Below are 20,505 nucleotides of genomic sequence, written 5' to 3'. Positions count from 1 at the left end.
TGCGGAATGAGCGACCATGACTGGAAGGGCGTCACCAACCAGATCCTGTACGGGGTGATGTTCACCCCGCAGTTGGACGACGCCGCCGCCAGCCAGATGGCCGCGGCGATGATGGAGCGGCGCTACTTCGGTGACGGCCCGGACGTGTACGCGGACGCGATCGCCCAGGCACAGCGATACACCGGCCTGCTGACCGACGACATCGAGACGCCGCACAGCGAGCAGGGGTTCCGCGATTTCCTGCGCAGGCTCGCGGGCGAGTTGAACGAACGACGAGGGCAGTAGACCAGCCGCCGCGCCAGCCGTGAGGCAGGCGTCAGCGGCGGTCGTTCTGATCCGCCGGCTGGATCCGGTGACTTTTCGCGGTGCAGTGGGTATTGGCGTTCGATGTTCTTCATCTTCGGTCTGCGGACCAAGGTCGACCGGTCCGGGGTCGTGCAGCAGGTCTGCCGCCACTGCGGCAACCACGCCGCTCAGGTGATCAGCCGCCGATCGACCAAATTCTCCCTCTTCTTCGTTCCCCTCATCCCGATCCGCACCCGGTACGCGTCGCAGTGCACGTTCTGCGGAGCGCAGTACGAGATCTCCAAGTCCGACGCCGAGCGCCTCCCGGTCGGCTGACCCGTCGATGGAACGCTTCCTCTGCTGGTTGATCCGCCGGCCACCGCCCCCGGCCGGCGCTGCGGTGCACACCGCCTCGCGCCCGCCCTGCACCCCCGGCCGGCGGAAACGCCGCCGCGCCCGCCGCCCGCTGGCCGGCACCAGGCTGCCCCGCTCACCCTGGAACCGTTCCACCGGCCGCTGACCGGACCCGCCGGGCGCGCACCGGCTGTCCGGAGACCCTGACTGGACGGCCGCTCGTGGCTGGACCGGCGTCAACCTTCGGCCCTGGCGGCGTACTCGGGCGGTGGTTAGGCTTTCGGGGTTTGCCGTGGACCGGTCCTCCCGAGGGTGCACGCACGACGACGAGCCGGAGCGACCGTGTCCCGACAGGACGTGCAGCAGGCTGCGAGGGCGCGTAGCCCCGCCGGTGCGTTCGTCGCGGCTGCGGTCATCGTCCTGGAGGCGTGCTGGCTGCTCGCCGCGCTGCCCGGCGCCGCGCTGGTCAGTGACCTCGGCGGGATGCTGGTGGCCGGCTGGGCGACGGCCGCGTGCGTCGGGGTGGCCCGTCGACATCCGGCACCGCTGCGCCGGTTCTGGACACTGCTGGCGGTCACCATGGCGCTCGCCGCGCTCGGCCGGGCGATCTGGACGGTGCAGCGGCTCGTCGGTGGCGACCTGCCGCACACCCCGCTGGTCGGGGCGGTCTTCGTCGCCGGCATCTTCACCGGCACGGCCGCGCTGCTCAGCTCGCCGTCCGCGCCTCGGAGCGCCGTCGGGCGGGCCCGTACGTTGCTGGACGGGGTCATCGTCGCGCTGGCCCTGGTGCCGATCGCCTGGGTGCTGGTGTTCCGCGGGGTCGCCGCCGCGGAGTTGGCCGACCCGGCGCGCACACTGGGGCTGCTCTACCCGATGTTCGACCTGATGCAGCTCACCATCCTGGTCGCGGTCTCCGGCCCGGTCCGGCCGATGTGGCGGCCGATGAGCGTGCTCGCGGCGAGCCTCACCCTGCGCGTGGTCGCCGACATTGTCTACGTGTCGCTGGTCGCCCGCGGCGACTACGCCGCCGGGCATCCGATCGACCTGTGCTGGCCGCTGAGCTACCTGCTGATCGGCCTGGCAACCAGGAACCCGCCGCCGCCGGACTGCGACGGCACCGACGACACCGCCGAGTCGCCGCTGCCGCCCTGGTGGCGGGTGGCGTTGCCGTACCTGCCGGTCGGCGGGGCGATCATCGCGGTGGTGCTGGCCCGGCGGCCCACCGGCCAGACCCCACAACTGATCTTCGTGACGATGATGGTGCTGCTCGCCGCCCTCGCCGTACGACAGGGGTTGGCGGCCAACGAGAACCTGCGGCTGGTGGTCCGGCTGCGCCGGCTCGCGTACGGCGACCAGCTCACCGGGCTGCCCAACCGGCTGCTGTTCAACCGGCGGCTGCGCCTGGCCCTGCGCGACGGGCGACCGGTGGCCGTGCTGCTGCTCGACCTGGACGGGTTCAAGCAGGTCAACGACCGGTTCGGGCACGCCACCGGTGACACCCTGCTGACCGGCCTGGCGGCCCGGATGCGCGTGGCGGTCGGCGATGACGGCACCATTGCCCGGCTCGGCGGGGACGAGTTCGCCGTGCTGGTCGACGGTGACCGGCCGGTGCCCCCGGAACGCCTCGCCGAACGGCTGCTGGACGCCCTGCGGCCGTCCGACGGTGAGGAGGACGTCGGCGTGCACCCGTCGGCGAGCATCGGCATCGCCGAGTACGGGCCGCAGCACACCTCCCACACCGATCTGCTGCGCGACGCCGACATCGCCATGTACGCGGCCAAGGCGGCCGGCAAGTCCGCGTACCGGACGTGCACCCCGGCGCTGCGCGAGTCGGCCGTCTCCCGGGCCGAGCTGATCGCCGACCTGCGCCGCGCGGTCGACGAGGACCAGTTGCACCTGGAGTTCCAGCCCATCGTCGACCTGTCCACCGGCGCGGTACGCAGTGCCGAGGCGCTGGTGCGCTGGCGGCATCCCCGGCTGGGAATGCTGCCGCCGGCGAAGTTCCTGCCGCTGGCCGAGGAGACCGGGCTGATCCTGCCGATCGACCGCTGGGTGATCCACGAGGCGTGCCGGGCGGCGGCGACCTGGCGGGGCCGCGCGCCGGAGGCGACAGTCGCGGTGAACATCTCCGCCGCGCACCTGCGCCGGCCGGATCTGATCGCCACGGTCACGGCGGCCACCAGCGCCGCCGGGCTGGCCCCGCGCGCGTTGACCCTGGAGCTGACCGAGTCGGCGTTGATCGAGGGCACCGACGCGGTGCTGGAGCGGCTGCACCAGCTTCGGGATCTGGGCATCAGGATCGCCATCGACGACTTCGGCACCGGCTACTCGTCGCTGAGCTACCTGCACCGCATCCCGGCCACCGAGCTGAAGATCGACCGGTCGTTCGTGGCCCGGCTCGGGTCGGACGACCGGGCGTACGCCACCGTGGAGATGGTCACCCGGCTGGCCGGCGCGTTCGACCTGGCGGTGGTCGCCGAGGGGGTCGAGACCGAACGCCAGCACGAGGCGGTCGCCGCGATCGGTTGCCCACGCGGGCAGGGCTATCTGTACGGGCGGCCGGACGCCGCCGCCACGGTGGGTCAGAATCGGGCTTGACCCTCACGTAGCGGCAGGCGGGAGCCTGGTTTCCGGAAGGGAGGGGAACCATGGCGTACACGGTGGGTCAGGTGGCGAGGGTCGCCGGCGTGACGGTCCGGACGTTGCATCACTACGACGAGATCGGTCTGCTCTCGCCGAGCGGGCGGACGGCGGCCGGCTACCGCCGCTACGACGACGCGGACCTGCAACGGTTGCAGCTCGTCCTGTACTACCGCGAGCTGGGTTTCCCGCTGGAGCAGATCGCGGCGATCATCGACGACCCGGCGGCCGACCCGGCCGCGCACCTGCGTCGCCAGCACGAGCTGCTGACGGTACGGATCAAGCGGTTGCAGGAGATGGTCGCGGCGATCGAGTTCGCGATGGAGGCGAGCAAGTTGAACATCCACCTCACCCCCGAGGAGCGCTTCGAGGTCTTCGGGGACTTCAAGCCGGAGGAGCACGAGGCCGAGGCCGAGCGGCGCTGGGGTGACACCGACGCGTACCGGGAGTCGAACCGGCGGGCCTCGGGCCACAGCAAGGACGACTGGCTGCGGATCAAGGCGGAGAACGAGGACTGGGGTCGGCGAATCGTCGCCGTGCTGGCCTCGGGCGCGCCGGCCGACAGCCCGGAGGCGATGGACCTGGCCGAGGAGCACCGGCAGATCATCGGCCGCTGGTTCTACGAGTGCTCGTACGAGATACACACCGGGCTGGCCGACATGTACCTGGCCGACGAGCGGTTCACCGCGCACTACGAGACCATCGCGCCGGGGCTGGCGGCGTACCTGAACGAGGCGATCCACGCCAACGCGATCAGCCGCGCGTGAGTCGGTGCGGTCCGGCTAGTCTGGCCGGGCCGCACCGCGGTGAACGTCGATCGGCGGCCGGCCGGCGGCGTGCCCGATCGGGGGAGATGACCGTGCAGAAGCCCAAGCTGGTCGCCGCCGGCGTCGTCCTCGCCGTGGCGGTGGCCGGCGGGGTGTGGGCCCTGGTCGCCGCCGGTGACGAGCCGGACGCCAATCGCCCGTCGGCCGGCGCGTCGACCGCCCCGACCTCACCCGCGCCGGTCCCGACCGACCCGGTCGGCGCGTTGAAGGCCGCCGCCGTGAAGGCCGACGAGCAGTCGTACAGGCTGACGGTGGGCACCGGCGGGGCGGCAGGTGGGGACAGCACGGTGTTGCTCTGGGACCCGAAGGCGAAGCGCGGGCTGGAGACCACCTCGCTCAAGGTGCCGAACGGTGAGGTGAAGATCGAGCGGCTGACCACCGGGGCCGACGTCTACGTGCGGGTCAGCGCCCCGGACCGTCGCGTGCCGGTCTGGGACGGCAAGACCTGGTGGCACGTCGGCGCCCCGGGCGCTCCGGGGTCCAAGCAGGGCCTGGACAACACCCGGCTGGCCAGCACGCTCACCGCGCCGGCCAACGTCCGGCAGACCGGTGCGCGGGAGTACGCGGGCACGCTGGACCTGCGCGACAGCGCCGCCGTGCTGGGCAGCGGGGTCGGCGGGGTGCTCGGCGACCGGGCCGCGGCGGTGCCGTTCACCGCCACCGTGGACGAGCAGGGTCGGCTGGTCCGCTACCGGATCGAGCTGGCCACCGAGCAGTCGAAGACCGCGCAGCTCGACCTGACGTACTCGGATTTCGGTCTTCCGGTGTCGGCCGACCCGCCGGCGGCCGATCTGGTGGGCGAGGACCCGCCGGCGAACATCCCCGGCGCGTGACGTCGGTTCACTCCTCGACCGCGCCGTCGGTCGGGGTGACGAGGAAGTCGTAGACGGTGCGGGCCATCCGGCGGACGGTCTCGTCGCCGGTGGCCATCGGCCCGGCGGTGAGGAACGCGACGGCGGTCTCCGTGCCGGGGATCAGGTAGTAGCCGACGTCGTGTGAGGCGTCCGGCAGGTCGCCGGTCTTGTGTGCCACCGGCACGCCGGGTGGCAGCGCCGCCGGAATCTTGGTGTTGAGGGTCTGTTCCCGCATGAAGCCGATCATCAGGTCGCGGGAGTCCGGACTGAGGATGTCGCCGTCCCAGACCGCGCCGAGCAGCGACACCACGTCGTCGGGGCTGGTGTAGTTCTCCTCGCCACGCTGGGCGGCCGCGCTGTCGAGCATCCGGCGGGCCAGGATGGTGGACCGCTGGTTCATCGAGTCGATCAGCGCGTTGACCGGTGCGAACCCGCCCAGGTAGGTGATCAGCACGTTCGCGGCGATGTTGTCGCTGTACTTGATCAGGTACTGGGCGAGCCGGTGCAGGGTGACCACCTGCGGGAACGTCTCGAACTGGAGCTGGCCGGTGCCGCCGACCACGTCGTCCGGGGTCACCAGCACACCGTCGTCGAGCGAGACCTGTCCACAGTCGACCCTGCGGAGCAGCTCGACGAGGATCCACAGCTTGATGACGCTGGCGGCCTTGGGGCGCAGCGCGCCGTTGACGGCGATCTGCTGGTCGCCGTACCGGCCGGACAGGTCGCGGACGGTGACCCCGGCCGGGTTGAGGCTGGCGTCGGCCACGACGCGGGCGAGCTGCCCGCTGAGCGGGAACAACCGCGCTCCCGCGACCGGGTCGGTGGGCGGCTGCGGGCTGGTGACGACCACGCCGGGCAGCTCGATTGGCGGGCGGTGCCGGCGGATCACCTCAAGCGTGCCCTCGCTCCGCCCGACCAGCGGCACCCGGTAGCGGTATCCGGTGCCCCCGACGATGACCTCACCGCTGGCCACCCCGGCGGCCACCCGCATGTCCGGGTCGGCGACCCGGCCGGTGTCGCCGTCACAGGCGCGGTAGCGCACGGTGTGCCCGAGCGAGTCCACCGCGAACACTCCGCCCGGGAACGACAACCAGGACACCTCGCTGGTCGGCGCCCGCTCCGGCGTCGGCTCCGCGACGGGCGCGCGGCCCGGACCGTCCGCGGTGGCCGGCCCGGTCGTCGCGACGACCGCGAGCGCGACCGCCGCCGTCAGCCATTTCATGGGTACGCGGACAGGCATCGCCAGCAGGGAAGATGAGCGCCTCTTGTCGCTTTTTCTCACGTTTGCACGATATGAAGCGCCGGGGGCCAGTGGTGTCGCCGGGTCTGGTGTCACCCGTCCGGGCGGCGGTGTCGCCGATAGCCTGATGTCTCACAGACATCAAAATGTCTCACAGGCATCACGCTCATCAGCACTCCCGACCCCCCGGAAGAGGCACCCAATGTTGATCATCGCTGGCAGCTTGCAGGTCGAGCCGGATGCGCGCGACGGCTATCTCGCCGACTGTGCCCCGGTCATCGCGCAGGCCCGCGCCGCCGCCGGCTGTCTCGACTTCCTGCTCGCGGCCGACCCGCTGGAGCCGGGGCGGATCCACGTCTACGAACGCTGGGAGTCCGAGGAGCAGTTGGCGGCGTTCCGCGACTCCGGGCCGAGCGAGGAGCAGACAGTGGCCATCCTCGACGCCGACGTGCACCGCTATTTGATCTCCGGCGTCGAGGCGCCCTGACCAGGCCCGCGCCCGCCGGGGTCGGCCCTGTTGCGGCCGGCCGAAGGGCTACATCGGTGGCCCTGCGGGAGTGACGGGCTGGGCGGGCAGGCCGGGTGCCAGCCGGCGCATCGAGGTGAAGGCGGGCACCAACGCGTCGTACAGCTCGGCGAAGAGCGGCAGCAGGGACGCGTACGTGGCGGCGGCGGCCGGGTTGGGGCGGACGGTCTCCTCGATCCGCACCAGGTCGGCGGCGACGTCGATGCTGGGGATCAGCCCCAACGCCTGCATGCCGAGCAGCGCGGCGCCGAAGCTCGACCCCTCGTGCGCGGCCGGGAAGCTCACCGGCAGACCGAGCACGTCGGCGAGCATCTGCCGCCACAGGCCGCTGCCGGCGAAGCCGCCACCGGCGCGGATCTCACGGACCTCGTTGCCGGCGGCGCGCACCGAGCTGAGCACCAGCGCGAGCTGCTGGCAGACGCCCTCCAACGCGGCCCGGACGAGGTGTTCGCGGCGGTGCCCGTGGGTCAGCCCCACGTACGCGCCGCGCGGTAACGCACTCCAGTGTGGAGCGCGTTCACTGTGCAGGTACGGCAGCATGATGAGCCCGCCCGAGCCGACCGGCGCCCGCGCGGCGATGGCGACGAGTTCCTCCTCGGCGTGCTCGCCCAGCTCGGGGGCGAGTGCCGTGCCGGCCCACTTGAGCACGATGCCGCCGTTGTTGATCGCGCCGCCGACCGTCCAGCGGTCCTCGGTGAGCGCGTAGCAGAACACCCCGCCCAGCGGGTCGACGCCGGGCCGTTCGACCATCACCCGCATCGCGCCGCTGGTGCCGATCGAGCAGGCCACCATGCCGGGGTGCACCGCGCCCAGGCCCAGGTTGGCCAGCGGCCCGTCACCGGCGCCGACCACCACGGGGGTGCGCTTCGGCAGGCCGGTCGCGGCGGCGGCCTGCGGGGTGAGCCCGGGCAGGACGGCCGTGGTGGCGACCAGTCGGGGCAGTTGCTCCTCGGTGATGCCGGCGATGGTCAGGGCCTCGGTGTCCCACTCCAGCCGGTGGATGTCCATCAGCCCGGTGCCGGAGGCGATCGAGTGGTCGATGACCAGTGCGTCGCAGAGTCGCAGCAGCACCCACTCCTTGATGCCGACCCAGTGCGCGACCCGCTCGAAGAGCTTCGGCTCCTGCTCGGCGTACCAGAGCAGCCTGGGCAGTGGCGACATCGGGTGCATCGGTGTCCCGGTGCGCCGGTGCAGAGCCAGCCCGGACGGCACCGCCCGCAACCGCTCGGCCTGCCGGGTGGCCCGCGCGTCGGCCCAGGTCACCGACGGGGTGAGGGGGTTGCCGTCCCGGTCCAGCCCGATGAGGCTGTGCATGGCGGAGCCGAACGACAGCCCGGCCACCGGCGCGGCCAGTTCGGCCACCACCGCGCGGATCGACCCGACGACCGCGGCGAGGATCACCTCCGGGTTCTGCTCGGCGTACCCGGGCTGCGGGTCGTCGAGGGGATAGCCGGCCGCGTGGCTGGCGAGCAGCCGCCCGTCGGTGTCGTACGCGACGGCCTTGGTGCTGGTGGTGCCGAGGTCGACCCCGATCACCACTCCGGGCAGGGTGCCTGTCGGCATGACCTCACCCCTCCCGTCACGAACGCTGCGGTGGCGTCGTCGCCACCCGGCTGGCACACGCCGAACCGCATGAACCTCCGCAGCAGTATCGCCCTATCGTGTGGGTTACTCCGCCGATCGGATATTTCGCCCATTCTGGCGTGTCCGCTCCGCGCGGCGGGGCTGTTAACCCAGTGACACCCCAGATTGGTGGCCTGCGCGGCGAAGGAGTCGGCGTGGCAAAGACTGAATCGACGGGTTCCACGTGGCGGTACCGGTGGGCGCACCGGCAGAACGTGCGGCGGGTCAGCACGTTCCGTGGCGCCGAGGCGGCATGGCGGCGTCGCGACGACGAGTTACGGCGGCTCCGCGCCCTGGCCGCCGACTTCCACGGCTCCGCGGCGGCCGGTGTTGGCCTGCCACTGGAGTTGGCCGACGGCGAGGTGGTGCTGTGGGCCCTGCCCGCCGCGCAACTGGTCGAGGTGCGACACACGACCGTGCTGCCCGCGCCGGACCTCACGGTCGCCCCGCCGGCCGGGCCACTGCGCCAACGCCGCCCGGACGGCGTCCGCGTCGCCGACGCCGGCATGGCCGTGATCACGAGCCGTCGACTGGTGCTGCTCGGTGGGCGTGGCCGGCGCGACTGGGCGTACGGCCGGATGACCGGCCTGGCCCACGACCCGGCAGCGCCGGTCACCCTGATCCAGGTGTTGGACCGGCGGCGTACCTCCGGGTTGCTGCTGCCCGCCGACGCGGCGGCGGACTTCCGGTTCAAGCTCACGCTGGCCTTCGCCGACGCGATCGAGCAGCGTCCGGCGGTGCTCGCCCAACTCGACGAGCTGATCGCCGAGCACGACCAGCTCAAACCGTTCCGGCCGGCCGCGGCCACGCCCGCGCAGGCTCGGCTCCTGTCGTTCGTGCCCGGTGGTCGGCGCACGGTCGCGGTCGCGGCGGGCATCGCGCTGCTGGTGCCGGCGGCGCTGATCGACTCGAACCCGTCCGACCCGGCCGGCGGCGCGGAGGTCGCCGTCGCGGCCACCCCGGCGCCCAGCCCCAGCACGGTCCCCGCGCTGGTCCGCCCGGCGCTCCCGCCGCCCACCCAGAGCGCCAAGCCGAAGCCGTCGAAGTCGACGAAACCGACGCCGCCACGCCCGTCGGCGACCGCGTCGCGCGATCCGCGCTGCGGTGCCCCGGAAAACCCGCTGGGGTACGACTTCTGCGGCGGCACCCGGATCCGCCGGCCGGCCGCCGAGGTGTGCGACTGGTTCGAGTGCGTGCCGCAGTTCTGGGCCGGTCGGGGTTATCTGGTGCAGTGCCGGGACGGCTCGGTCAGCCTGACCGGTGGTCGGTCGGATGCCTGCGCCGAGCATCGGGGCGTACGGCGGACCATCACCAAGTGACCGATTTAGGGTTTAAAGTCTGCTTCGGTCGGCCAGAATGATCGAGTGGAGATCCGGTCCGACGATGGCGCACGGGTGCGGATCCGTCCGATCGGCTACCAGCCCGGCATCGACCCGCCCGACGACCCCGATCGGTCCGCGCCCGGTTGGCACGACTGGTTGCTCATCGAGGTGGACGCCCGCACCGCCGACGGTCAGATGTGGTCGCACCACTACCCGAGCCTGATGGCCGAGGAGGCCCGCGCGCTGGGCAGTTGGCTGCACGGCCAGGCGCGAGCCGCCGCCGAGCCGAACCCGCCACCGGCGACGGTCCGCTTCACCGAACCCAACCTGGCGCTGCGAACGCGGGTGCTCCGCCGCCGCCGGCTGGAGCTGATCGTGGAATTCTCCGCCGAGTCGCTGCCCCCGTGGATGCGTCGCCCGACCACCGCGATCTACCCGCTGATCCTCACCGTCTCCGCAGACGCCCTCACGGTCGCCGCCGAACAGTGGGGCGGGCACTGCGAGGCGTACCCACCGCGTACCCGGTCGCGGTTTCCGGCCCGGGGCCCGCTGACCCACCCGCGCCGTGCCGACTGAACCGTGCGGTCCTTGTGGAGCCTGAGCCGCCCTGCTCTGATGTGCGGTCATGGAGGTTGAGCAGGTGCACCGCACGGTGGAGGCGGTGTGGCGAATCGAGGCCGGGCGGGTCGTCGCCGCCCTGGCCGGGCTGGTACGCGATGTCGGCTGGGCCGAGGAACTCGCCCAGGACGCCCTGGTCGCCGCGCTGGAGCAGTGGCCGCGGGACGGCGTACCGGCCAACCCGGGCGCGTGGCTCACCACGGTCGGCAAGCGGCGGGCGATCGACGCGCTACGCCGTCGCAAACTGCTGGAGCGCTCGGTCGCCGAACTCGGGCAGGATCTCGACGACGACGGGTTCACCCCGGACTTCGACGCGGCCTTCGAGGAGCGAATCGACGACGACCTGCTGCGGCTGGTCTTCACCGCCTGCCACCCCGTCCTCTCGCCGCAGGCGCGTGCGGCGCTGACCCTGCGCGTGCTGGGCGGGCTGAAGACCGAGGAGATCGCGCGGGCGTTCCTGGTGCCCGAGACCACCGTCGCGCAGCGGATCACCCGGGCCAAGAAGACCCTCGCCGAGGCGCGGGTGCCGTTCGAGGTGCCCGGCGTGGCCGCGCGTGCCGAACGGCTCGCCTCCGTGCTGGAAGTCATCTACCTGATCTTCAATGAGGGCTACTCCGCGACCGCCGGCGACGACTGGATGCGCCCGGCGCTCTGCGCGGACGCGCTGCGGCTGGCCCGCCTCCTCCAGGAGTTGATGCCCGAGGAGCCGGAGGTGCACGGGCTCGCCGCGTTGCTGGAGATCCAGGCGTCGCGTACCGCCGCCCGGGTCGACGCCGACGGCGAGCCGGTCCTGCTGCTGGAGCAGGACCGGGGGCGCTGGGACCGGCTGCTGATCCGCCGCGGCCTGGCCGCCCTGGACCGCGCGCGGGCGGCGAGTGGCCCGCCCGGCGCGTACACCCTCCAGGCGGAGATCGCCGCCTGCCACGCCCGTGCGGCGACCCCGCAGGACACCGACTGGGCGCGCATCGCCGCCGGCTACGCGGAGCTGGCCCGGGTCGTACCGTCGCCGGTCGTGGAGCTGAACCGGGCCGTCGCGGTCTCCTTCGCGCACGGCCCGGCCGCCGGTCTGGAACTGGCCCGGGCGCTGGTCGAGGAGCCGGCGCTGGCCCACTATCACCTGCTGCCCAGCGTGCTCGGTGACCTGCTGGCCAAGCTGGGCCGCCACGACGAGGCGCGTGCCGAGTTCGAGCGGGCCGCCGAGCTGACCGGCAACGAACGCGAACGCGCGCTGCTGCGCGCCCGTGCCGCCGACTGCGCCCGAGGTGTCGCGCCGACCCGCTGAGAATTTCTTCGCCCGCCATGTCGTATCCCGGTCCGGCCGCTCGACGCGTCAGTGAAAGCCGGCCCGGCCGCGCTCAGCGGCCGACAGCGTTCGTCAACAACGAGAGGACCAGCCGATGCGCTACATGATGATGCACAAGCTCGACGAGAACCTGCCGGGGGCGTTCAACCCGAGCCCGGAGTTCATGGCCCGGATGGAGTCCTTCATGAAGGAGGCCGGGCAGTCCGGCATCCTGCTCGCCGCCGAGGGGCTCTGCAAGAGCTCCAAGGCTGACGCCACCCGGATCACCGTGAGCGGTGGCAAGACCACCGTCACCGACGGGCCGTTCACCGAGACCAAGGAGCTGATCGCCGGGTTCGCGCTGGTGGACGTGCGCTCCCACGAGGAGGCCGTGGAGTGGGGGCGACGGTTCTCCGACGTCTTCGCCGAGACGATCGGTGAGGTGGAGGTGGACATCCGCCGGGTCTACGAGGGGCCCGAGCACGGCCAGTCGGCCTGACCAGGCCCGCGTCGCGCCGCCGTCCGGATCGCCTGGGCGGCGGCGCGAGCCGGAATATGCCGGCCCGTCAAATCTCTCCTTTCAGGACCAAAGGGAAGCATCGATCCTTGGTGCGTTCCCTGTCCCGCGCATGAGCGGTTGTACCGCGTGTGACCGTGACCTCACTGGCTCGTTCCCCGTGGCGCACCGCCTGGGTCGAGCGCGAGAACGAGCGGCGCCAGCACGCGTACCGCGCCGCGGTCGACACCTGGCGGCGACACGGCGAGCACCTGCGCCGGCTGCGGATCGAGGCCGCCGAGTTCCTCGGGTGCACGCAACCGCGTACCGGCCTGCCCGTGGACCTGGACGACGACGAACTCGTCTTCCGGGTCGTACCCCTCGCGGAGCTGGTCGAGGCCGAGGCGCGGCACGTCCCCGGCCTACCCGCGCCCGGTCCACTCACCTGCGCCGCGCCGATCAGCGACACCCTGCCGGCGGGCCTGCGGGTCGTCGACGCCGGCATGGCCGTCGTCACCAGCCGCCGGGTGGCCTTCGCCGGCCGCGAACACCGGCGCGAATGGCGGTACGCCGACCTCACCGACCCCGCGCACCACCCCGACGTGCCGGTCACGCTGCTGCCGGACCACGGGTCGCTGGGCGGGCTGCGCGTGCCGGCCAACGCCGCGGTGAACTTCCGCTTCTACCTGGCCCTCGCTGTCGCTGCCGTCGCCGGGGAACGCGCCACCGTCATCGACCAGCTCGACGACCTGCTGGCCACCCACCGACGCGAGCGGCCGACACCGCCACCGTCGGCTGAGCCGGACGAAGCGCCACTGCTCGCGGTACGCCCCGACCGCCGGGCGCTCGTCGCCGCAGCCGTCGCGACGGCGGTGGTCGCGACGCTCGGGCCCGCCGTCGAGCCACCGCAGGCCAGCCCGGAGCGGCGGGCGGCGTCCGCCGTCGTCACTGTCGGCCCCCCGCGTGCGGGCGGGCCGGTGGCACTCCAGACGGGTACGACCAGCCTGGGAACTCCGGCAACGCCGGGGCCGGGCACCGGTGCTGCCCCGGTCGGGCCGTCGAGTCCTTCTCAGCCCGTCCGGCCGGCGGTCCCGTCGCATGTCCCTGCTCCACCGGCCACCGCTGCTGATCCGGTTCTGTCAGCTGCTCCGGCCCCGACCGCTGTTCCGGAGCGGCCCACCGCTCCGGTCGCGTCCACCGCGCCGGCTCCGCCTACCGCTCCGGCCCCAACCGCCAGTTCGCCGCCGACACCGGACCCGTCCACACCATCACCGTCGCCCACCGTGACGGGCGTGGCCACCACGCCGACGCCGGAGGACCCCACGCTGCTGACGGCCTGCCTGGGCCGGCTGTTGCCGCTGGTGGACCTGCTGCTCTGCCCGCCGGCCGAGTCGTGACCTGTTGCTCGCGTCAGCCCGTGGCGCCGAAGTCGGGGACGGTGAGGGTGCCGTCGGGGCCGAGCAGGAAGCCAGGGTTCCAGGCGATCTCCCAGATGTGGCCGTCCGGGTCGGCGAAGTAGCCGGCGTAGCCGCCGTAGAACGTCTCCCGCGCCGGCTTGGTCACCTCGCCACCGGCCTTGATCGCGGTGGTGATCACCTCGTCGACCTCCGCCCGGGAGCGGACATTCTGGGCCAGGGTCATCGCGCCGGTGCCCGGATTGGAGATGCCGGCGTCGGCGGCGAGCTTGTCGCGGCCCCACAGGACGAGGGCCAGGCCGCCGGCCTGGAAGAAGACCGTCTCCTCGACCTCCTGGTCACGCCAGCCGAGCTGCTCGTAGAAGGCCTTCGCGCGTGCCACGTCCGTGACTCCGAGAGTGACGAGGCTGATCCGCTGTTCCATCGGTAGATCCAATCACTCAGAGGAGCGGCAGGTGGCCTGGACGCTGCCGCCGTGCTCGGGGACCGAGGTCACGCTAACGGTGGGGTGTGACTCGCGGCTTGCGTTCGTTCATCGCCGAACGCGGACGCCGCTTGACCGGGTGGGGCTATGCGGCGATCGTCCGGGCGGTGGCGTAGACGTCGGCGGGCAGTGCGTGGTGGAGCTGCCACAGGATTCGCATGGGTCGGTCGCCGGTGTGCGACTCGTACGTCATGGTGCCGGCGTAGAGGTACGGCGGCGCGCCCAGGTCGCGGTCGGCGATCCGGGTTTCCCGAACGAAGAGGTGCACGGCCGAGCCGCCCGAGGTATAGCGCTGCCCGGTCGCGGAGGCCGACGAGGTGGTGCTCTGCGACTCCCACTGAAACAGCGTGTCGGTGATGGCCCGGTCGGCGTACATGGTGGTGGGGGAGTAGTGCGCCTCGGACTTGACCAGGGTGACGAAGAACAGGTCGGCCTGGGCGTCGGGCAGCCACTTCACCCCCTCGCGGAGTGAGCCCGGGTTGGTCATCCCGAAGGCGGCGCACGCCTCGTTGCGGCTGTAGCGGGCGTGCGTCCGCAACGGCGCTGCCCCAGGGGTGGCGGCCGGCGTGACCCGGTGGATGCGATCCCGCAGCACGTCGGCGACCTGCCGCAGCTCGGTGCAGCGGGCCGGCTCCTTCCATAGGCGCCCCAGCCGCTCGTCCCGTGCCGCCAGAGGTGCGTTCGGCCCCCAGAGGCTGAAGTGCAGCATGTCCAGCAGGCGGCTGTTCCCCGCGTACACCTGCTGACCTGGCGCGGGCGGTCCGGCCGCGACGTGGGTCAGCAGCTCCAGCCGGTCGGGGTCGTCGGTGTGCAGCATGCGGCCGATGGCCCGACCCAGCTCCCGGTCGTCCGGGCCGGCGGCGGACGTCTCGATGCCGGCGAGCCGGCGTAGCCCAGCCCAGCCGCCGACGCTGGCCGACCGGTACACATCTTCGATCTCCAGGCCGGTCTCCCGCAGGAACGTCGCCAGGCTGACGTCGCCAAGTTGCCGCAGCTCAGCCACCAGGCCGGCCTTCGAGGTGGGCAGCGCCGACTTCAGGTTGGCGAGCACCACCTCCTTCGCCACTCGGTCCAACTCGACGTGGCAGCCACTGGGCAGGCTCGGGAAATCGTCCCGAACCGCTTCGGTGATGGCCCGCCGGGTCACCCCGGTCAGGGCCCGCCAGCGCAGGTCGAAGCGGAAGTTGGCATTCTGCCCGCCGATGAAGTCGAGCACGGTCAGGCACGGCTTGTCGTCGTCCAGGCGCAGGCCACGGCCGAGCTGTTGCAGGAAGATCGTGGCGCTCTCGGTGGGCCGCAGCATCAGGATCGTGTCGACCATGGGCAGGTCGACGCCCTCGTTGAACAGGTCCACGGTGAAGAGCACGCGCAGCTTGCCGGCCTTGAAGTCCTGCAACATCCCCGCCCGGCCGGCGCGGTCCGCCCGCGATGTCACCGCCGCCGCCGGCACGCCGTGCTGGTTGAACCAGTCGGCCATGAACTCCGCGTGCCCGATGCTCACGCAGAACCCGAGCGCCCGCATCCGCCCGACGTCCACCTTGTCGCGAACCGCCCGCAGCACCGACCGCGCCCGAGCGTGGTTGCCGGTGTAGAGGCCGTCCAGTTCCGTCGGGTCGTAGCCCTGCCCACGCTTCCAGGCGACCTGCGACAGGTCCACGTCGTCGTGCAGCCCGAAATACTGGAACGGCGCCAGCAACTGCCGCTCCAACGCGTCCCACAGATGCAGCTCAACGGCCGCCCGGCCGTCGAACCACCGGCGCACGTCGCCGCCGTCGGCCCGGTCGGGGGTCGCCGTCAGTCCCAGGAGTACGCGGGGACGCAGCCGCTCCAACAGCCGCGCGTACGTCGGTGCCTCCGCATGGTGGAACTCGTCGACGATCACCATGTCGTACGCCTCGGGGTCGACCTCGCGGCGGTGCAGCGACTGGATGGAGGCGAAGACGTGCTTCCAGCCGTTCGGCTTCTCGCCCGCGACAAGCGTCTCGCCGAAACTGCCGTCCCCCATCATCTGCCGGAACGTCGACAGGCTCTGCCGCAGGATCTGCTCCTGATGAGCGACGAAGAGCAGCGAATCTGCTCGGCCTGCCTTATGCAGCCGGCGGTAGTCGAGGGCAGCGACGACGGTCTTGCCGGTGCCGGTCGCCATCACCACGAGATTGCGCCAGCGCCCGTGCACCAGCCGTTCGGCGTCCAGGTCGGCCAGGATCTCCGCCTGGTACGGGTACGGGCGCACGTCCAGGTTCGAAATTTCGGTGGGTGCCTCGTCGCGCCGCTCGCCGCTCAGCGCGTGCCGCAGCCGCTCAGCGTCCCTGGTCGCGTCGTACGCCTCGAACGCCGGATCGTTCCAGTAGTCCTCGAACGTCGCCGTGAACGTGTCGATGACGTGCGGCTGCTCCATGTTCGAGATGCGGACGTTCCACTCCACGCCGTCCACCAGCGCGGTCTTCGACAGGTTCGACGAGCCGACGTACGCGGTCGTGGTGCCGTTGGACCGGCGGAACAGCCACGCCTTGGCGTGCAGGCGAGTGGTCCGCGTTTCGTACGACACCTTGACCTCAGCGCCCAGCTCGGCGAGCCGATCCAGCGCTCGCTGATCGGTGGCACCCAGGTAGGTCGTGGTGATGACGCGGACTCGGCCGCCGCGGGCGATCAACTCGCGGATGGCCGGCTCGACGATGCGCAGGCCGTACCACTTGATGAACGCGCACAGCAGATCCACGCTCTCGGCCGACGCCATCTCGTGGTTGACTTCGTGGCCGATACGGGGCTGGTGGCGGCCGTTGACCAGCAGCGCGCCGGTGGAGAGTGGGGTGGTGGGGCGCTGCGGGAAGGCTGGTAGCGCGGGAGGGGTTGGCGGGGCCGCGATGGCGTGGAGCAGGTGCTTGGCGTCGGTTACCTGGTCCTGTTGTGTCGCCGCCTTCGGGCTCAGGGTGGCGATGGCTTCGGCGATGCGATTTGCCATCTCGACCTGGTGGTGGAGCTTGTCGTCGCCGTTGGGGAGGGCTTGCAGGGCGCGGGCGGCCAGGGTGGCGATGTGCCGGGCGAGGGTGTGGTGGGCGTCGGCGGGGTCGAGTTTGTGGCGTTGGATCTGATCGGGGTCGACGTGCTGGAGCCGCTCGGCCAGCTCACGGGTGATCAGGTGCTCGTAAACACCCCGCTCAAGATCCGTCATCCGGGCAACCTAGCCGGTCGTGGCGCCACGATGTTGTCCTGACTGGCCGTCGAGTTTCCGGTGTCGGGTCGCCGACAGATGTATTCCCTTAGCAGGGGCTTTCCAGGCTGGCGCCATCATTCCGCAAACACTGCATTGTCTGCCGTCATCTTGGCGCGGTCCTATCCGCTGGACGCCTCCTTTAGAGCATTCGGTCCAAGATTGAAGAATTTGACTCGGTCGGCAGTTGACAAGAGAAACAGTCGGATCGGCCTGCCTGAACAGTTGAGTACAAGGGCTCCCGCTGGCGAGACTCGGACCGGTAGTATCCACGGCACGCTTCGTGGGGAGATGAACGAGGGTGCTTGCTGGGCTGGAGATCTCATCTACAAGTGCAGCAGAGCCGGTGGTGGCGGCCATATCAGCAGGCAGGTGCATCAGCAGTCGCCTCGTGGTCCTGATCCATGCACCCTTTGGCACCGACGAGGCAACCCTGGCAATGGTGCTGAATCACCCACTCTTTAAGATGAGAAGTGGACGTGCAGCAGTCGGCCAGTGGCTTCGAATCACTCCGGGGCATCAACGCAGGCGTCCACTGTCGCGACGAGCTTGCGTGTTCTCGATGAGTGGTCCATGCATGACGAATGCAGCTCAACGTTCAGCCCTAAACAGTCGGCTTGTCTCGACTGCAAGAAATCGGTGATGGTTAATGAGAAACTGGAGGGCGACCGGTGGTTTCGGAATTCGTGCCCATCGTCAGGATGGTAGAACGAGCGAACAGGGCCAAGGAAGACTCTGACACATCCTACTTCTTCGACCTCCTGTACATGGGTGAATGTTTAGTTAAGCTACTGACACTAGAACTGTTGGCAGCCCTGCAAGACGATCGTCAACAGCATCGATATTCTCTTGAGTACCGTCTGGTTCGTGCTAACGGTATTGGCGAGTGGGCAGACGTGCTGGATGAGGCTCTCACGGGCCCCGCAAGCCAGCTGCTGGTACCGGCTGCGAGAGACTCGCAAAGAGCTCTCAGCGTTCAAGTGGGTCCATCCGAGACTTGCTGGCAAAGGAACGCGGTGAGTTTACTTAATGAAGCGTGCCGTTCCCTTGACCCGTCAATACTAGAATTAAGCCGACAAAAAGTAAGTTTTCGCCAGTGGGTTCGCCAATTTGTGTGGTTGAGAAATCGAACTAGAGGGCATGGGGCGCCAACGGCTTCTGCCTTGTCGAAGGTTTGCCCTAAGCTGGAGGACTCCCTACTGCAAGTCATCGAATCTGCTCCAGCATTCTCTCGACCTTGGGCGTATGTTCGTAGGAACTTGTCGGGCAAGTATCGGGTCAGCGGGTTTGGGGGAGATCGAGGGCCCTTCTCTAGTCTCACCAAAGAAAGTAACCATGGCTTGATTGACGGAAGTTACGTATACCTGGACGGATATCGTCACGTAAGGCTTTTGTTTACCGATCCCGACCTTACCGACTTCTTTCTGCCGAATGGCAACTTCCAAAAGCTCTCGTTTGAAGTGTTGTCGTATATCTCCGATGAGACAAGGTCTCAGGATGGTAGCAAGTACATCTTGCCTGTCCAGGCGCAGGTTACGAGCGAGACGACAGCTAGGCCTAAGCTGGACGTAATCGGCAACTCATTCTCTAATATGCCCCCGCGGCGCCCGTCTTATGTACAGAGAGGAGAGTTGGAGCGCGAGCTCTCTGGTCTTCTGCGCGATAGCAGGCACCCCGTTGTCACCCTCCATGGGCGAGGCGGGGTAGGAAAGACCTCTTTGGCACTCGAAGTCCTTCATAGCCTAGCGAACGACAACAATTTCTTCGCAATCGTTTGGTTTAGTGCAAGGGATATCGACCTGTTGCCTGAAGGGCCGCGTGTGGTGAAGGCAGATGTTGTGTCGACTGAGGATGTCGCGAAAGACTTCGCACAGTTGATGACGTCAGAATTGGCCCCTAAGCTACCTGAGGCTCGGGATTACCTGACAAACTGCCTTTCTGGGCAGGATAAAGACGGTCCATTCCTGTTCGTTCTGGATAATTTCGAGACGATCCGAGAGCAGGCTGAGCTATACAGCTACCTGAGCAACGCCGTCAGGCTCCCCAACAAGGTTCTTATCACTACGCGGAGTCGCGATTTCAAGGCTGATTATCCTGTCGAAGTTGAAGGAATGACCCGAGCGGAATTTTCGGTGCTGGTCTCCGAGGTCAGCACTCGCTTGAATATAGAGAAGTTAGTAGATGCCGCTTTTGAGGAAGAGCTATTTGAGGAGTCGGACGGGCACCCGTATATAACCAAGGTGCTGCTCGGTGAAGTGGCGAGTATGGGCAGAAAGGCGTCATTAAAGAGGGTCATTGCTGGCAAGGACGCCATGTTGGACGCGCTATTCGACCGGTCCTTCGCGGCGCTTTCGCCGGCAGGTCAGCGCGTTTTTCTGACCCTCTGTAGTTGGCGTTCTCTTGTTCCTCGTATTGGCCTAGAGGCGGTACTTCTCCGGCCCGGAAATGAGCGCCTTGATGTACAGAGGGCCTTGTCAGAACTTCAACAACTCTCACTGGTTGAGACCACTTTCGAGGAAGCAACTAAAGCGGATTATCTCTCTGTGCCGCTAGCTGCTGCGCTCTTCGGCCGGCGGAAGTTGGTAACGAGCCCGTTGAAGATCGCCATTGAAGCCGACCTGGAGCTAATTCGCGGCTTCGGTGCGACATCCACGGTTGATCTGGCCCGGGGTCTGGGCCCTCGGGTAGACCGGCTAGTCCGTGCGATTGCTAGTCGTGAACGCCGGGGAGTTGACCTTGAGCAGGAGTTCGCGGTTATTGAATATATCGCCAGCTCCTACCCTCCCGCGTGGTTAAACCTGGCCGACTTGTACCAAGACCTTGGACTTTCCAGCGAGAAGGTGATTACCACAATCAACCGTTATCTAGAGGCTAGGCCGGCCGATCAGGATGCGTGGAAGCGGCTAATCGATTGCTATCGTGCAGCGGGAAATCATTTGGCTGAGATGCACGCACGTCTACAGCTTGCCGAAATCGCTATGCCACCTTATCATGATTTGAGCGAGTCCGCATCTCGATTGAATGGGCTACTGTCTCGAAAAGAGATCGATTTGAACGGAGATGAGCGCAGGCTGATAATTCGTAGCTTCCGCCGTCTCATGGAATTGAGGGCGGATGAAGCTGACGCGACTGACCTTTCTAGGTTGGCCTGGCTGTGCATGCACGATCAGGATGCCGACGCGGCGGGAGGGTGGGTGGCTGAAGGGCTCGCGCGAGAGCCTGCTAACCAGCACTGTGAGAGCCTGAGGCGACGTTTAGGAGATTCAGTAGGAAAGCATTGACGACCGAGGTGACTCTTTTTCCATGTCCCAGATCTGATGGGTTCATT

The 20,505-nt window shown here is 69.2% G+C and carries 16 protein-coding genes; 12 read left to right on the top strand and 4 right to left on the bottom strand.

Features of this window, described 5'->3' with window-relative positions; all coding sequences use genetic code 11:
- Positions 1 to 6: 6 nt before the first annotated feature.
- The 5 genes from ABZ808_RS20340 (at position 7) to ABZ808_RS20320 (ending at position 4,939) form a co-directional block, all read left to right on the top strand.
- Positions 7 to 285, top strand: coding sequence for a hypothetical protein (locus tag ABZ808_RS20340; protein WP_357008636.1), 279 nt, complete (start codon positions 7 to 9; stop codon positions 283 to 285).
- 102 nt (positions 286 to 387) lie between these two features.
- The gene (locus ABZ808_RS20335) at positions 388 to 621 is read left to right on the top strand and encodes a zinc-ribbon domain-containing protein (RefSeq protein WP_357008634.1); all 234 of its coding nucleotides are present in this window, start codon (positions 388 to 390) and stop codon (positions 619 to 621) included.
- Between the two features lie 360 nt (positions 622 to 981).
- Positions 982 to 3,237, top strand: a complete 2,256-nt coding sequence (locus ABZ808_RS20330) for an EAL domain-containing protein (protein ID WP_357008632.1) — start codon at positions 982 to 984, stop codon at positions 3,235 to 3,237.
- A gap of 50 nt (positions 3,238 to 3,287) precedes the next feature.
- Positions 3,288 to 4,046, top strand: a complete 759-nt coding sequence (locus ABZ808_RS20325) for a MerR family transcriptional regulator (protein WP_357008629.1) — start codon at positions 3,288 to 3,290, stop codon at positions 4,044 to 4,046.
- Positions 4,047 to 4,138: 92 nt separating this feature from the next.
- Positions 4,139 to 4,939: a hypothetical protein gene (locus ABZ808_RS20320; protein ID WP_357008626.1), complete on the top strand. Its 801-nt coding sequence runs from the start codon at positions 4,139 to 4,141 to the stop codon at positions 4,937 to 4,939.
- A 7-nt stretch (positions 4,940 to 4,946) separates the two neighbouring features.
- On the opposite strand, the gene ABZ808_RS20315 is transcribed toward ABZ808_RS20320, so the two are convergent.
- On the bottom strand, positions 4,947 to 6,182 hold the full coding sequence (locus ABZ808_RS20315) for a serine hydrolase (RefSeq protein ID WP_357008623.1): 1,236 nt from the start codon (positions 6,180 to 6,182) through the stop codon (positions 4,947 to 4,949).
- A 220-nt stretch (positions 6,183 to 6,402) separates the two neighbouring features.
- Here ABZ808_RS20315 and ABZ808_RS20310 point away from each other — a divergent pair, with 220 nt between their 5' ends.
- Positions 6,403 to 6,687 carry an antibiotic biosynthesis monooxygenase gene (locus ABZ808_RS20310; RefSeq protein ID WP_357008620.1) on the top strand — a complete coding sequence of 95 codons (285 nt, stop codon included), beginning with the start codon at positions 6,403 to 6,405 and terminating at the stop codon, positions 6,685 to 6,687.
- A gap of 48 nt (positions 6,688 to 6,735) precedes the next feature.
- Here ABZ808_RS20310 and ABZ808_RS20305 read toward each other — a convergent pair whose 3' ends face one another.
- Positions 6,736 to 8,289, bottom strand: coding sequence for a gluconokinase (locus ABZ808_RS20305; RefSeq protein WP_357008617.1), 1,554 nt, complete (start codon positions 8,287 to 8,289; stop codon positions 6,736 to 6,738).
- 215 nt (positions 8,290 to 8,504) lie between these two features.
- Here ABZ808_RS20305 and ABZ808_RS20300 point away from each other — a divergent pair, with 215 nt between their 5' ends.
- The 5 genes from ABZ808_RS20300 to ABZ808_RS20280 all read left to right on the top strand — a co-directional run bounded on the left by ABZ808_RS20300 (position 8,505) and on the right by ABZ808_RS20280 (position 13,464).
- On the top strand, positions 8,505 to 9,668 hold the full coding sequence (locus tag ABZ808_RS20300; protein ID WP_357008615.1) for a hypothetical protein: 1,164 nt from the start codon (positions 8,505 to 8,507) through the stop codon (positions 9,666 to 9,668).
- Positions 9,669 to 9,713: 45 nt separating this feature from the next.
- Positions 9,714 to 10,247 carry a hypothetical protein gene (locus ABZ808_RS20295; RefSeq protein ID WP_357008612.1) on the top strand — a complete coding sequence of 178 codons (534 nt, stop codon included), beginning with the start codon at positions 9,714 to 9,716 and terminating at the stop codon, positions 10,245 to 10,247.
- A 49-nt stretch (positions 10,248 to 10,296) separates the two neighbouring features.
- Positions 10,297 to 11,571, top strand: a complete 1,275-nt coding sequence (locus ABZ808_RS20290) for an RNA polymerase sigma factor (RefSeq protein WP_357008609.1) — start codon at positions 10,297 to 10,299, stop codon at positions 11,569 to 11,571.
- Between the two features lie 115 nt (positions 11,572 to 11,686).
- Positions 11,687 to 12,070 (top strand): YciI family protein, encoded by a 384-nt coding sequence (locus ABZ808_RS20285; RefSeq protein WP_357008606.1) that lies wholly within the window; start codon positions 11,687 to 11,689, stop codon positions 12,068 to 12,070.
- A 155-nt stretch (positions 12,071 to 12,225) separates the two neighbouring features.
- Entirely contained in the window at positions 12,226 to 13,464 is a 1,239-nt protein-coding gene (locus ABZ808_RS20280) for a hypothetical protein (RefSeq protein WP_357008604.1), read from the top strand.
- A 13-nt stretch (positions 13,465 to 13,477) separates the two neighbouring features.
- Here ABZ808_RS20280 and ABZ808_RS20275 read toward each other — a convergent pair whose 3' ends face one another.
- Positions 13,478 to 13,906, bottom strand: coding sequence for a VOC family protein (locus tag ABZ808_RS20275; RefSeq protein WP_357008601.1), 429 nt, complete (start codon positions 13,904 to 13,906; stop codon positions 13,478 to 13,480).
- A 145-nt stretch (positions 13,907 to 14,051) separates the two neighbouring features.
- Positions 14,052 to 17,138, bottom strand: coding sequence for a DUF3427 domain-containing protein (locus tag ABZ808_RS20270; protein ID WP_357008599.1), 3,087 nt, complete (start codon positions 17,136 to 17,138; stop codon positions 14,052 to 14,054).
- A 740-nt stretch (positions 17,139 to 17,878) separates the two neighbouring features.
- Between ABZ808_RS20270 and ABZ808_RS20265 the strand changes: the two genes are divergently transcribed.
- Entirely contained in the window at positions 17,879 to 20,458 is a 2,580-nt protein-coding gene (locus ABZ808_RS20265; RefSeq protein ID WP_357009534.1) for an ATP-binding protein, read from the top strand.
- Positions 20,459 to 20,505 lie beyond the last annotated feature (47 nt).

The sequence above is a fragment of the Micromonospora sp. NPDC047527 genome (assembly GCF_040643015.1).
Classification (GTDB): domain Bacteria; phylum Actinomycetota; class Actinomycetes; order Mycobacteriales; family Micromonosporaceae; genus Micromonospora.
Note: the sequence above shows the minus strand (reverse complement) of the source record. Positions and strands in the feature narration are given on the sequence as shown.